The 12,287-nt window shown below is 66.1% G+C and carries 14 protein-coding genes; 5 read left to right on the plus strand and 9 right to left on the minus strand.

Features of this window, described 5'->3' with window-relative positions:
- Positions 1-172 precede the first annotated feature (172 nt).
- Positions 173-1,030 (plus strand): hypothetical protein, encoded by an 858-nt coding sequence (locus ACH2CY_RS24220; RefSeq protein WP_395022342.1) that lies wholly within the window; start codon positions 173-175, stop codon positions 1,028-1,030.
- A 42-nt stretch (positions 1,031-1,072) separates the two neighbouring features.
- On the opposite strand, the gene ACH2CY_RS24225 is transcribed toward ACH2CY_RS24220, so the two are convergent.
- On the minus strand, positions 1,073-1,651 hold the full coding sequence (locus ACH2CY_RS24225) for a Spy/CpxP family protein refolding chaperone (RefSeq protein ID WP_395022344.1): 579 nt from the start codon (positions 1,649-1,651) through the stop codon (positions 1,073-1,075).
- Positions 1,652-1,853: 202 nt separating this feature from the next.
- Here ACH2CY_RS24225 and ACH2CY_RS24230 point away from each other — a divergent pair, with 202 nt between their 5' ends.
- Positions 1,854-3,047: a murein L,D-transpeptidase gene (locus ACH2CY_RS24230; protein WP_395022346.1), complete on the plus strand. Its 1,194-nt coding sequence runs from the start codon at positions 1,854-1,856 to the stop codon at positions 3,045-3,047.
- A 187-nt stretch (positions 3,048-3,234) separates the two neighbouring features.
- Positions 3,235-3,711: a VOC family protein gene (locus tag ACH2CY_RS24235; protein WP_395022418.1), complete on the plus strand. Its 477-nt coding sequence runs from the start codon at positions 3,235-3,237 to the stop codon at positions 3,709-3,711.
- On the opposite strand, the gene ACH2CY_RS24240 is transcribed toward ACH2CY_RS24235, so the two are convergent.
- Positions 3,708-4,418, minus strand: coding sequence for an HAD-IA family hydrolase (locus tag ACH2CY_RS24240; protein ID WP_395022347.1), 711 nt, complete (start codon positions 4,416-4,418; stop codon positions 3,708-3,710). The genes ACH2CY_RS24235 and ACH2CY_RS24240 overlap by 4 nt on opposite strands.
- 158 nt (positions 4,419-4,576) lie before the next feature.
- Between ACH2CY_RS24240 and ACH2CY_RS24245 the strand changes: the two genes are divergently transcribed.
- On the plus strand, positions 4,577-5,941 hold the full coding sequence (locus ACH2CY_RS24245) for a C69 family dipeptidase (protein WP_395022348.1): 1,365 nt from the start codon (positions 4,577-4,579) through the stop codon (positions 5,939-5,941).
- On the opposite strand, the gene ACH2CY_RS24250 is transcribed toward ACH2CY_RS24245, so the two are convergent.
- The 3 genes from ACH2CY_RS24250 to ACH2CY_RS24260 all read right to left on the minus strand — a co-directional run bounded on the left by ACH2CY_RS24250 (position 5,938) and on the right by ACH2CY_RS24260 (position 7,044).
- Complete coding sequence (locus ACH2CY_RS24250; RefSeq protein ID WP_395022350.1) at positions 5,938-6,114, minus strand: hypothetical protein; 177 nt, start codon at positions 6,112-6,114, stop codon at positions 5,938-5,940. The genes ACH2CY_RS24245 and ACH2CY_RS24250 overlap by 4 nt on opposite strands.
- A 200-nt stretch (positions 6,115-6,314) precedes the next feature.
- Complete coding sequence (locus ACH2CY_RS24255; protein ID WP_395022351.1) at positions 6,315-6,500, minus strand: hypothetical protein; 186 nt, start codon at positions 6,498-6,500, stop codon at positions 6,315-6,317.
- Between the two features lie 85 nt (positions 6,501-6,585).
- Positions 6,586-7,044 carry a cupin domain-containing protein gene (locus ACH2CY_RS24260; protein ID WP_395022352.1) on the minus strand — a complete coding sequence of 153 codons (459 nt, stop codon included), beginning with the start codon at positions 7,042-7,044 and terminating at the stop codon, positions 6,586-6,588.
- 78 nt (positions 7,045-7,122) lie between these two features.
- Between ACH2CY_RS24260 and ACH2CY_RS24265 the strand changes: the two genes are divergently transcribed.
- Positions 7,123-8,451 (plus strand): LLM class flavin-dependent oxidoreductase, encoded by a 1,329-nt coding sequence (locus ACH2CY_RS24265; protein WP_395022353.1) that lies wholly within the window; start codon positions 7,123-7,125, stop codon positions 8,449-8,451.
- Between the two features lie 4 nt (positions 8,452-8,455).
- Here ACH2CY_RS24265 and ACH2CY_RS24270 read toward each other — a convergent pair whose 3' ends face one another.
- From ACH2CY_RS24270 to ACH2CY_RS24285, 4 genes are all read right to left on the minus strand, one after another.
- Positions 8,456-8,905, minus strand: coding sequence for a YqaA family protein (locus ACH2CY_RS24270; protein ID WP_395022354.1), 450 nt, complete (start codon positions 8,903-8,905; stop codon positions 8,456-8,458).
- 67 nt (positions 8,906-8,972) lie between these two features.
- Positions 8,973-9,803 carry an alpha/beta fold hydrolase gene (locus ACH2CY_RS24275; RefSeq protein WP_395022355.1) on the minus strand — a complete coding sequence of 277 codons (831 nt, stop codon included), beginning with the start codon at positions 9,801-9,803 and terminating at the stop codon, positions 8,973-8,975.
- A gap of 106 nt (positions 9,804-9,909) precedes the next feature.
- The gene (locus ACH2CY_RS24280) at positions 9,910-10,752 is read right to left on the minus strand and encodes a sulfotransferase domain-containing protein (RefSeq protein ID WP_395022356.1); all 843 of its coding nucleotides are present in this window, start codon (positions 10,750-10,752) and stop codon (positions 9,910-9,912) included.
- A 154-nt stretch (positions 10,753-10,906) separates the two neighbouring features.
- Positions 10,907-12,286: an aspartate aminotransferase family protein gene (locus ACH2CY_RS24285; RefSeq protein ID WP_395022357.1), complete on the minus strand. Its 1,380-nt coding sequence runs from the start codon at positions 12,284-12,286 to the stop codon at positions 10,907-10,909.
- Position 12,287: the final 1 nt, after the last annotated feature.

Genomic DNA, 12,287 nt, shown 5'->3' on the forward strand with positions numbered 1-12,287 from the left:
TAAACCCAAGCAATTCCAAGTGTTTACGTGATTCTTTCGCGCGGCGGGCGCAGCGGTCATCGGCGACCCGGCCGGACCCGCGCCCGGTGTTGATTGCCGTCAAAGCGGACTTGCGGCTTGGCCCGGATTCTCCCGCGCTCTCCCTGAGCAAACCGAGCAACGCGAGGCGCTGATGACCTACCGCAGAATTCTAGCCGCGATCAGCGGCGGCTCCGCGTCTCAGGCGACGACCGATGTCGCCTGCTGGTTGGCGAAGACCTTCGCGGCGAATGTCGAGGGCTTCCACGTCAAGTGGGATGCGGTCGCGATATCGGCGATGACCACCGGGATGCTTGGTCTGTCGATCGACGGCATCGCGCTTGAGCAATTGGTCGCCGAATCGGAGACCGCGGCGCGCCGTGCGGGTGACACTTTCCGCGGCCGGGCTGAGAAGATGGGCCTGGTGCCGTTTGCGGGCGACCGCAAGGTGCCGTCATTCGGCTGGCGCGTCGCCAAAGGCCCCGCGCCCGAGCTCGTCGCCCGCGAGGCCATTCTTTATGACCTGGTCGTGCTCGGCCGCTCGGACCGCGTGCTCGACGAGCCCTCGTCCCATGCCATCGAAGAGACTCTGACCAAGTCCGGCCGGCCGGTCCTGCTGACGCCTTCGACGGCGCCCACCGAGATCGGCCAGCATGCGGCGATCGGCTGGAACGGCTCGGCGCAGGCGGCGCGCGCCGTCACCGCCGGCCTGCCGCTGCTGAAGCGGGCGGAGAAAGTCACCGTCATCACGATCGGAAAGGAGTGGTCAGCCGGCTCGGCTGCGATCATCGACTTCCTGGCCTGGCACGGGGTCGAGGCCCATCACCTGGAACATGCAAGGGAAGGCGGTCGTGCCGCCGGTGCCCGGCTGATCGAACAGGCGGAGACGACCGGCGCCGACCTGTTGGTGATGGGTGCTTTCGCGCATGCCCCATGGCAGGAAGCCCTGTTCGGCGGCGCCTCACGGGAAGCGCTCAAGACCAGCAGCCTGCCGATCCTGCTCGCCCACTGAGGATCGGCTCCATTGAGGATCGGTGACGGAGCCGCGTAGCTGTCACATCATGCACATCGACTGCGGCAGCACCCAGCTCGCCTTCTCCTGCTGATCCGGCGTCAGCGCGTGGAATAGCTTGAGTGCAGCGTCTCTCGTGGTCTTCATCGCATCGAGATGCGATTCCATGGCCTGGATGTGCAGGTCGTAGGCCTGATCGAAGGGCAGCTTGTCCTGCCACATCGCACTCATCATGGTCTGGTGGGTGGACAACATCTGTCCGCTGCGCGCCTTGATCGCCGCGGCGTAAACGTCCCAGGCAGGCTCCTGTGCCGGCGTGATCGCAAGTTCAGAATGGATATAGGCCAGCTGGCCATCCAGCCAGGCCGACGCCGACCGCTGATAGTCGCTGTCGGAGGCAGCGCCCATCATCGATCCCGCCATCATCGGGCAGCCGCGCATCATGCCGAAGCCCATCATCCCCGGCCCGTAACCGTTCGGCCCGCCGCCGCCCCACATCATCATGTTCCGGCCGGGCCATTGAGAGGAGGGCTGATCCTGCGGTTCCGACTGGCCAAGGGCCGGGGTCGCGATCGCGAGGGCGGCGATGACGACGGAGGCCAGGAGTGTCTTGCTGGGCATGGCGCTGCTCCTTGGAGAGGACGACAGGTCAGACGATCCGCCAAGGGCCATCCCACCGCTTTGATTTTCGTCAACGCCCGCGGTTGGGGACGGAACAAGAGTGTCTCCGTCGGGCGCTGCCGGAGAACGTCCATGTCGAAGATGTATGCGCGCGGCGACAGCGTCTTCCTGCTGGAAGTGAATTAGGCAAGAGACTGGATCGATGTTACCGCGTACATATGCCATCGCGACCGTCCTGTTGGCATTCCTCACGCTTGTGCCACCGGCGGCCGCTCAGGATAGCCGGCAAGCCGCCAACGCGCTGCTCGCGGCGAGCGAGCTGGGTGACACGCCGCAGGCCGATCCCGGCTTCTGGCGGCTGCAAGGCGCCATCGCGCTTTATCGCGACCTCGCGGCGAAGGGCGGCTGGCCCATTTTGCCGGCCGGCCCGAAGCTCGCGCGCGGCGACAGCGGCCCCCGGGTCGAAGCCCTGCGGCGCCGCCTGGTCGCGAGCGACGACCTTGCCGCCGAACTGCAGCGCGGCGATTTCGACCCGGTGCTGGAGCAGGCCGTGCAAGCCTTCCAGGCGCGCCACGGGTTGCAGACCGACGGCGTCGTCGGGCCGAAGACCCTGGCGGCGCTGAACGTGCCGGTGCAGCAGCGGCTGGACATCATGGTCGCCAATCTCGGCCGGCTGCAGCGCCAGAACCGCGATTGGGGCCGGCGCTACATCGCCGTCAACATCGCCGCCGCCACCTACCGGCTGGTGATCGACGGCCATACGGTTTTCGAGCGCCCGGCGGTGGTGGGCAAGCCGAGCTGGCCGACGCCGGTCCTGGACAGCGTGATCGATCGCATCGAGTTTCACCCTTACTGGCGCATCCCGACCAGCATCGCCGACGGCGAAGTCTGGCCCAAGCAGGAGGCCGACCCGGGCTATTTCGCGCAGCAGGGCATTCGCATCGTCGGCAGCGGGCTGGTCCAGGATCCCGGCCCGCGCAACCCGCTCGGCGTCGTGAAGTTCGTGTTCGACAACCCCTACAGCGTCTATCTTCACGACACCTCGGCTCCGGGCTTGTTCGCCCGGGCCTATCGCTTCCTCAGTCACGGCTGCGTCCGCGTGTCCGATGCGGCCGCCCTGGCCCGTGCGCTGCTGGCGCCGGACCCGCAATGGCCGGAGGCGCGGGTGGACGCGGCCATCGCCGGCGGCGCCAACCAGGACGTCGTCCTGCGCCACCCGATTCCGCTGCACATCGTCTATGACACCGCTTGGGTCATGGAGGACGGCACGATCCAGTTCCGCGACGACGTCTACCACGGGGACTTCAGCCAGCAGGCGTCGGTATCGCCGAGCCTGGACGAGGCGAGCGCGCAGGTTGCCGGGTTGGGCATCCCGCCCGGCGGCTGCCGAGGTTAGTGAAGCCGGGCACGGCAAACCGGCGCCCGGATTGCTATATTTCTTCTCTCTATATCAATATCTTAGATGGATCCGGAAAAAGCCGGCGGGTGTTGTCGATTCTCCCGATCCCCGTTCGACGTTCTGATACCAGGCCGGTGAGGCCGGTTCAGACCTGGATTCCACTGTGAGAGGACAAGCCATGACCATCGCCAAGAACACGATCTGCGTCTGGTACGACAAGGACGCCGAGGCGGCCGCCCGCTTCTACGCCGCGACCTTTCCGAACAGCAGCGTCAACGGCGTCCACAAGGCGCCGAGCGATTATCCCTCCGGCAAGGCGGGCGACGTGATCACGGTCGATTTCACGGTCTGCGGCATTCCCTGCGTCGGCCTCAACGGCGGCTCCTACTTCAAGCAGACCGAGGCCTTCTCCTTCATGATCTCGACCGAGGACCAGGCGGAGACCGACCGCTACTGGAACGCCATCGTCGGCAACGGCGGGCAGGAGAGCGCCTGCGGCTGGTGCAAGGACAAGTGGGGCGTCAACTGGCAGATCACGCCGCGCGTGCTGCTGGAAGCGATGGCCGCCGGCGGCGCCGAAGCCAAGCGCGCCTTCGACGCGATGATGCACATGAAGAAGATCGACGTCGCCAAGATCGAGGCGGCGCGGCGCGGCTCTTAAGCCACGCCGAGCTCCGCATCGACCGCATCCGCAAGCTGTCCCAAAGTGGCGAAGTGGAAATGCGGCTTGGTCATGGCCTTGGGCTTCGGCGTGCCGCCGAAGCCGGCCTGGCCCTGGCGGCGCTCGATCCAGCAGGTGGTGTAGCCGAGCTCGACCGCGACGCCGATGTCGTGGTGCTGGCTCTGCGCGACGTGCAGGATTTCCGACTGCTTGTAGCCATGCGCCGATTGCCGGCCCTGGTTGAAGGCGAAGAACTGCGGGTTCGGCTTGGCGCAGCCGGTGTCGTCGCAGGTGACGCTGTCGTGGAACGGGTTGCCGAGGGTCTCGGAATAGGCCGAGAAGGCGGTGCGGTCGGCATTGGTCATGGCGACCAGCCGGAAGCGCTTCCTGAGCCTGGCGAGCGCTGCCGCGGAATCGGCAAAGGCCGGCAGGCGCAGGATGGCGAGCTGGAAGGCATCGGCCGTCGCTTCGTCGCGCACCAGATCGAGCTCGGCGGCGAGCGAGAGATAGACATGGTTGAAGGATTCCGAGGTGCGGCCGTGAAACTTGTCCCGGGCGCGGACATAGGGCTCGAAGATCGCGTCGTCGCTGGCGGCCTTCGCCTTCGGCCCACCCAGCGCCCGCACGGCATTGAGCACGCCGGCCTCGAAGTCGATGCAGGTGCCGACGATGTCGAAGGTCATGACCTTGAAATCCGAGATCTTCATGGGGCTCCTCTGTGCGCGCGGGAATGCGCGGGAAGCAGGGGACAGCGGACCAATGAACCACGCAACCGGAAAAGAAGGGCCGGCACCATTGAGTCGCGGCGGCGAGTCATGGGAGGATCGGCGCCATCCTCCGAATCTCTCCGCATGAGAACCAGACCATGTGCGACACCTTCGTGATCCGCAGCCGGCTGGCGCAGTCCGGCCGCACCACCCTCGCCAAGAATTCAGACCGCGAGCCCAATGAAGCGCAGTATCTGACGCGCAGCGAAGCTGCCGATCACGCGCCGGGCAGCACCGTCCGCTGCACCTACATCGAGGTGCCGCAGGTGGCGCATACCCATGCCCTGCTGGGCTCGCGGCCCTGGTGGATGTGGGGTTTCGAGCACGGCGTCAATGAACACGGGCTCGCGATCGGCAACGAGGCCGTGTGGTCGCGGGTGCCGGGTTCGCTGGAGCCGGGGCTGCTGGGGATGGATCTCTTGCGCCTCACCTTGGAGCGTGCGGCATCCGCCGATGAAGGCCTCGCGGTGATGACCGCCCTGCTGGAGCAATACGGGCAGTCGGGCAGCACGTCCGCAACGCGGCAGACCACCTATCACAACAGCTTCATCATCGCCGATGCCACCGATGCCTGGATCCTGGAAACCGCCGGCCGGCATTGGGCGGCGAAGCAGGTCCACGACTGGGCGGCGATCTCGAACGTCTACTCGATCGGCGCCGATTACGACCGGATCTCCGCCGGCGCGATCGCACACGCCGTCGCCTCGGGCTGGTTCGATCCGAAGGCGGGCAAGCCGTTCGACTTCGCCGCTGCCTATGCCGATCAGACGGTGGGCTTCCTGCCCGGCTGCAAGGCGCGGCTGGTCTGCGCCGAAGCACGCCTCGCGGGGCTCGAACGCAAGGGCAGGATCGCGCTCGAGGACGTCTTCTCGGTGCTGCGCAGCCATGATGAAGGCGACCTGCTGCACGACTGGCGGCCCGGCCCCGACGGCGAGAGCCTGATCTGCATGCACGCGACCGCGCCGGACGGCTCGGAGACCGCGGCGAGCATGGTGGCGGAGCTGCCGGGCGCAGGAGATCCTGACGGGCCTTATCGGCTCTGGCTCTCCTTGGGCTCGCCCTGTCTCTCCAGCTTCGTGCCGTTCTGGCGCGATTCCGAGATTATGGAGGATTGGCAGCAACCCGGCTCGAACGCGCCCGATGCCTGGTGGCGCTGGGAGGAGATGCAACGGCTGATCGAGCAGGATTATGGGCGATTGGCTGCAGCGCCGAGGGCGATCTTGAAGACGCTGGAGACGGATACATTGACTGCCGTTCGCGCTCTGCCGGAGGGCAACGACGCGCGTCGTGCACTTAGTGGGAATGTCGCACAGCGCCTGGATTCGGCCGGTCGCATCATCACCGACCTTACGCGCGCCAGTGCACGCGACGTGATCGCGCCCCGTTCACCGGATCCGCGTGGCGACTATCTCGCACGGGTCGAGGCTTCGCGCCTGCCGACTTCGCGCCGCGCCGGCGCCTAGTGGACAAACAGCCGAACGACTGTGCTCGAGCCCGCAGCCTTGAACGGACCGGTCCAGAGATCTTCGATCCCGTCGGGGAAGTTGTTGTTCCAGGCGAGCAGGCTGATACCGCCCATCACGCGGCGTTGGCGCTCCAGCGCGGGGGCGAGTTGAATGACATTGTCGGTGTGCATCTCGGGTCTCCACGGGGTTTCGCCCCTATGCGATCTTAGATGGGCATCGGCTAAGGTCCGGTTAGTGCGCCGGCGCACAACCGATGCTCATTTGCGAGAATTGACGTCGCGCCCGGCCGCAAACAGCACACCACGATGTGCTGCCGCTACACAGCGGGGGCGGTAGATTGGTCGTGACGGCCGAAGCCGCCGACCCCGGGCTAATTGCCGCCGTTGTCGGGATTGTTGGAATTGTCGGGGCTGCGGGTTCTGGTCGAGTCCGCTTCGCACTTCTGCTTGCTGTTGCCCACCATGCCCGAGCAGTCGGGGGCCGGCGCCGTGCAGCCGGCGAGAAGGGTAAGCGCCGTTGAAGCCGCCATCAGGAGGCGGGCTGATTTCGAGACCATTTCATACACCTTGGACCGTTCGGCTCGCTTCCTCAAAAACCGCCGATCGCGCCCTCGGTTCCGCGCGCTGCACGCGCAGTGTCATCTACTCCTTATGAATCGGGTCCACCCATTTTACGTTCTCCGGCTGCTCGACCGGCTCGATGTCGAGATTGACCACCACGGATTCCCCGTCGCTGCGGACCAGAACGCATTCCAGCACTTCGTCGCGGGAGCCGTTGATCTCCTGGTGCGGGACGAAGGGCGGGATGTAGATGAAATCGCCCGGCCCGGCTTCCGCGGTGAATTCCAGGCTCTCGCCCCAGCGCATCCGGGCCTTGCCGCGCACCACATAGATAACGCTTTCGAGCGGCCCATGATGATGGGCGCCGGTCTTGGCGTTGGGATGGATATGCACGGTGCCGGCCCAGATCTTCTGCGCGCCGACCCGCGCGGTGTTGATAGCCGCCTTGCGGTCCATGCCGGGCGTTTGCGCCGTGTTGCCGTCCAGCTGATTGCCCGGAATGACCCGGACGCCGTCATGCTTCCATTTCGGATCGGTCATGATCGCCTCCCATTTTCAGCCAGCTTAACAACTGCCGCGCTTCACGCCAAACTGCTTGCAACAGCGAGGTGACAACCTATGCCCGAACCAAGGCAGATGCGGCTCGGCGCCTTCATGCGGCCGGTGACCATCCACACCGCGGCCTGGCGCTATCCCGGCGCCTATACCGACGCCAACTTCAACTTCAAGCATCTGAAGCGCTTCGCCCAGACCCTGGAGCGCGGCAGGTTCGACGCCTTCTTCATGGCCGATCACCAGGCGCTGCTCAACATGCCGATCCAGGCCCTGAAGCGCAGCGGCACCGTCACTTCCTTCGAACCGCTGACTTTGCTGCCCGCGCTGGCCGTCGTCACCGAACGCCTGGGCCTGATCGCCACCGCGTCTACCACCTACAACGAGCCCTATCACGTGGCGCGGCGCTTCGCCTCGCTGGATCACCTCAGCGGCGGCCGTGCCGGCTGGAACCTGGTCACCTCCGGCAACCCGCATGAGGCGATGAACTTCGGCCGCGACGAGCATGTCGAGCATGATGCGCGCTACGCCCGCGCCCGCGAGTTCTTCGACGTGGTGACGGGCCTCTGGGATTCCTGGGCCGACGACGCCTTCATCCGCGATGTCGAGAGCGGCATCTATTTCGACCCGGAGAAGCTGCACACGCTCAACTGGAAGGGCGCGCATTTCAAGGTCAAGGGCCCCTTGAACATCGCGCGGCCGGTGCAGGGCTGGCCGGTGATCGTTCAGGCCGGTGCCTCGGAGGCCGGCCGCCAGATCGCCGCCGAGACCGCGGAAGCCGTCTTCACCGGCCAGACCAGCATCGTCGAGGCGCGCAAGTTCTACGCCGATGTGAAGGGCCGCATGGAGAAGGTCGGCCGCTCGCCCGATCACATGAAGATCCTGCCCGGCGTCTTCGTCGTGGTGGGCGACACGGTGGAGGCGGCGCGCGCGAAGAAGCGCAAGCTCGACAGCCTGGTCCATCCCGACAGCGGCATCGCCTCGCTCTCGGTGGCACTCGGCACCGACGTCTCCGGCTTGGCTCTCGACGGGCCGCTGCCGGAGATCCCGGAGAGCAATGCCAGCCAGAGCGGCCGCCAGCGCCTGGTCGACATGGCGGCGCGGGAGAACTTGACCGTGCGCCAACTGGCCCAGATCGTCGGCGGCTCCTACGGCGCGCTCGAGCTGGTCGGCACACCCGAGACCATCGTCGACCAGATGGAGGAGTGGTTCTCGACCCGGGCCTGCGACGGCTTCAACGTGATGTTCCCTTATGTCCCCGAAGGCCTCGACGACTTCGTTGATCGGGTGATTCCGGAATTGCAGCGCCGTGGACTGTTCCGCAAGGAATACGAGGGCAAGACCCTGCGCGAGAATCTCGGCCTGCCGCGACCGGAGAACCGATTCTTCAGCTGAACGCTCAGCGCATGACGGCATGCAGGATATCGGCGCCGTAGAGAACGGCGACATAGCGCAGCGCCTTGCCCAGCCCGACCAGGGCGGTGAACAGCCCGAGATGCACCCGGAGCACGCCAGCGACGATGGTCAGCGCGTCGCCGATCAGCGGCACCCAGGCGAGTGCCAGCGCCCAGACTCCATAGCGGCCGAACCAGCGGGATGCGCGCTCCATCTGCGCCGGCGAGGCGGGGAACCAGCGCCGGCCTGAGAGATTCGCGAACCAGCGGCCCATGATCCAGCCGACGATGCTGCCCAGCGTGTTGGCGACGGTCGCGACCAGCAGCAGCAGGGTGACGTCGAGCTTGCGCTCGAGCGCCAGCATTACCAGCACCACCTCGGAGGAGCCGGGCAGAATCGTGGCGGAAAGGAAGGCGGCGGTGAAGAGGCCGGCATAGGCGGTGAGGGCGTCCATCGCCCAGGTTCTAGCCGGAATAGGCGGCGCCGACGATCAACTTATCGTCGGCGCCGGAAAAGGCCGGTCAGCTCTTGAAGAAGGCGAGCAGGTCGGCGTTGATCACGTCGGCGTGGGTCGTCGCCATGCCATGCGGCAGGCCCTTGTAGGTCTTGAGCTCGCCCTTCTTCAGCAGCTTGGCGGCGAGCGGTGCGGAATCCGCGTAGGGGACGATCTGGTCGTCGTCGCCATGCATCACCAGCACCGGCACCTCGATCTTCGTCAGGTCCTCGGTGAAATCGGTCTCGGAGAAGGCCTTGATGCAGTCGTAATGCGCCTTGGCGCCGCCCATCATGCCCTGGCGCCACCAGTTGCGGATGGCGCCCTCGGAGACCTTGGCGCCCGGCCGGTTGAAGCCGTAGAACGGGCCGGTCGGGATCTCCAGGAAGAACTGGGCGCGGTTGGCGATCAGGGCGGCGCGGAAGCCGTCGAACACCTCCAGCGGCAGGCCGCCCGGATTCTTCTCGGACTTCACCATGACCGGCGGCACCGCGCCGATGATAGCGGCCTTGGCGACCCGGCCGGCCTCGGCGCGCGCGACGTAATGCACCACCTCGCCGCCGCCGGTCGAATGGCCGACATGGATGGCGTTCTTGAGGTTGAGATGCGCGGCCAGCGCGATGACATCGGCAGCGTAGGTGTCCATCTCGTTGCCGGTGTCGGTCTGGCTCGAGCGGCCATGGCCGCGCCGGTCATGGGCGATGACGCGGAAGCCCTGCTCCAGGAAGAACATCATCTGGTTATCCCAGTCGTCGGCGGAGAGCGGCCAGCCGTGGTGGAATACGATGGGCTGCGCGTCCTTGGCGCCCCAGTCCTTGTAGAAGATCTCGGTGCCGTCCTTGGTCTTGATCGTCGCCATGTATCGGTCTCCTGGGAGGGAATGCGGGCAGGGGAGCCGTCATATGGCACGCCCCAAGGCATCGGCCAAGTCATGCGTTGGTATAGGCTCGCGCGGCTCCGCGGACTCAGGCGCGCGTCCAGCCGAAGCGGTCGATCAGGCGGCGAGGCAGGGCGGCGTTCGCCAGGGCCGAAATCTCCGGGCTCAGCGGCGGCCGGGCCTGCGCGTCTGGCGAGAGGGCATCGAGGAGCTGCGAGTGAATGTTGTTGCGGCCGACGTCGCGCCGCGGGATCTTCAGCCAGTCCTCCTGATAGCGCACCTCATAGAAGTCGAGGAGCTTCCGCAGATAGACCCGGCTGTCGCGCGCCAGCTCGGCATAGTCGGTGACCAGGAACTCGACCTTGCCGCCGCGGTCGGCGATCTCGAGCCAGCCCTCGATCCAGGCGACCATCCGCGGCATCATGTGCTCGACCTGCCAGCGCAGGCGTTCCTCGAAGCTCCATTGGAGATAAACGTCGGGCACGTCCTGCTCGCAGGAGAAGGCGACGTAGCCCAGGCCGCGCTTCGGCAGATGCCGCTCCATCTGGTTGGTCCAGGACAGGATCGCGCCGCGCGGGTCCCGGACATGCACCACGGCGCGGCGGATGTTGAAGTCGGCGAGGACCTTCACGAACTCGGGTCGCGGCGGCATGTGCTCGCGCGACACCGCGTTGCCCTGGGCGAAGCGGCAGAGTTCCGGATAGGAGAACCAATTGCCGCTGGCTCCGACCCCGCCGATATGCCGGACCTCGACCTCGAGGGTCCTTCGCAACGCGCGCTGGATGTAGATGCTGCCCGACTTCAGCAGCGCGAACATCAGCACCGGCGGCAGCGTCATGCCGTGGGCGGGATAGGCCCAGGGCCGCAGGCGGTCCAGGAACCTCCCCTGGGCTCTCTCGATCCTGTCGAGCACGTGCTTGCGGGAAATCATAGGCGCTCCCCCGAGCCAGCCGTCGGCATGTCATCAATCCGACACCTTATAGTATCGAGGGATTCGCAGCGAGAGGGCGACGCTCCGACTCAGCAGCGCGTTCGGATTGCAGGCGGGCGTATGACAAACAACGTACGCAGGCGCAGGGCGTCGATCAGCCGAGGCCGGCGGCGACGTCCTTGATCGCATCGGCGGTGGCGGAGACGACGGTGTCGGCCTCGCCGCGGCTGAGGCAAAGCGGCGGCGCGAAGCCCAGGATGTCGCCTTGCGGCATGGCGCGGCCGACCACGTTGCGCTTCAGCAGCGCCGTCGCGACTTGCGGTCCCACCTTCTTGGCCGGATCGAACAGCTTCCGCGCCGCCTTGTCCGCGACGAACTCGACGGCGGCCAGCAAGCCTTCGCCGCGCAACTCGCCGACCATCGGGTGATCGCCGACCGCATCGCGCAGGGCTTTCAGGAAGTATGCCCCGGTCTCGCGCGCGTTCTGGATCAGGCCGAGCTCGTCGACCAGCTTGAGATTGGCGACGCCGGCCGCGGCGCCGATCGGGTGGGCGGAATAGGTCCAGCCATGGCCGATCGGCCCCAGCTCGTCGGTGCCGCGCTCCAGCACCTCCCAGACCCGCTTCGAGACGATCGAGCCCGAGAGCGGCGCATAGGCCGAGGTCAGGCCCTTGGCGATGGTGATGAAGTCGGGCTCGATCCCGTAATGGTCGGAGCCGAACATCGAGCCCAGGCGGCCGAAGCCGGTCACCACCTCGTCGGCGATCAGCAGGATGTCGTGCTTCTTCAACACCGCCTGGATCGCCGCCCAGTAGCCTTTCGGTGGCGGCACGATGCCGCCGGTGCCGAGCACCGGCTCGCCGATGAAGGCGGCGATATTCTCCGCGCCCTCCTTGGCGATCAGCTCTTCGAGTTTCTTGGCGCAATAGGCGGAGAACTGCTCCTCCGTCATCGCGGCGTCGGGCCGGCGGAAATAATAGGGAGCTTCGGTGTGGATGACCTGTGAGAGCGGCAGGTCGAATTTCTTGTGGAAGAGCTCGAGACCGGTCAGCGAACCGGTCATCAGGCCGGAGCCGTGATAGCCGCGCCAGCGCGAGATGATCTTCTTCTTGTTCGGCCGTCCCAGGATGTTGTTGTAGTACCAGATCAGCTTGACGTTGGTCTCGTTGGCGTCCGATCCGCCGAGGCCGAAATAGACCTTGGACATGTTCTTCGGCGCGCGTTCCAGGATCATATGCGCCAGCGTGATCGAGACCTCGGTGCCATGGCCGACATAGGCGTGGTAATAGGCAAGCTCCTTCGCCTGCTTGGCGATCGCTTCGGCGATCTCCTGCCGGCCGTAGCCGACATTGACGCAATAGAGTCCGGCGAAGGCGTCCAGCAGCTTGTTGCCGTCACGGTCGTCGATATAGACGCCCTTGCCGCCGGTCACGATCCGGTTCGGCATCTCGCCGCGCGCGAACTGGCCGAGATGGGTCGAGGGATGGAAGAAGGTCGAGCGATCCCATTGGTCGAGTTGGTCGTTGCGCAGCATT

The organism is Dongia sp., assembly GCF_041905885.1.
Classification (GTDB): domain Bacteria; phylum Pseudomonadota; class Alphaproteobacteria; order Dongiales; family Dongiaceae; genus Dongia.

Coding starts and splice junctions, on each gene's coding strand:
- ACH2CY_RS24220 (WP_395022342.1), top strand. CDS start 173: ATGACCTACCGCAGAATTCTAGCCGCGATCAGCGGCGGCTCCGCGTCT.
- ACH2CY_RS24245 (WP_395022348.1), top strand. CDS start 4,577: ATGTGCGACACCTTCGTGATCCGCAGCCGGCTGGCGCAGTCCGGCCGC.
- ACH2CY_RS24285 (WP_395022357.1), bottom strand. CDS start 12,286: ATGCTGCGCAACGACCAACTCGACCAATGGGATCGCTCGACCTTCTTC.
- ACH2CY_RS24265 (WP_395022353.1), top strand. CDS start 7,123: ATGCCCGAACCAAGGCAGATGCGGCTCGGCGCCTTCATGCGGCCGGTG.
- ACH2CY_RS24255 (WP_395022351.1), bottom strand. CDS start 6,500: ATGGTCTCGAAATCAGCCCGCCTCCTGATGGCGGCTTCAACGGCGCTT.
- ACH2CY_RS24275 (WP_395022355.1), bottom strand. CDS start 9,803: ATGGCGACGATCAAGACCAAGGACGGCACCGAGATCTTCTACAAGGAC.
- ACH2CY_RS24280 (WP_395022356.1), bottom strand. CDS start 10,752: ATGATTTCCCGCAAGCACGTGCTCGACAGGATCGAGAGAGCCCAGGGG.
- ACH2CY_RS24225 (WP_395022344.1), bottom strand. CDS start 1,651: ATGCCCAGCAAGACACTCCTGGCCTCCGTCGTCATCGCCGCCCTCGCG.
- ACH2CY_RS24230 (WP_395022346.1), top strand. CDS start 1,854: ATGTTACCGCGTACATATGCCATCGCGACCGTCCTGTTGGCATTCCTC.
- ACH2CY_RS24270 (WP_395022354.1), bottom strand. CDS start 8,905: ATGGACGCCCTCACCGCCTATGCCGGCCTCTTCACCGCCGCCTTCCTT.
- ACH2CY_RS24240 (WP_395022347.1), bottom strand. CDS start 4,418: ATGAAGATCTCGGATTTCAAGGTCATGACCTTCGACATCGTCGGCACC.
- ACH2CY_RS24260 (WP_395022352.1), bottom strand. CDS start 7,044: ATGACCGATCCGAAATGGAAGCATGACGGCGTCCGGGTCATTCCGGGC.
- ACH2CY_RS24250 (WP_395022350.1), bottom strand. CDS start 6,114: ATGCACACCGACAATGTCATTCAACTCGCCCCCGCGCTGGAGCGCCAA.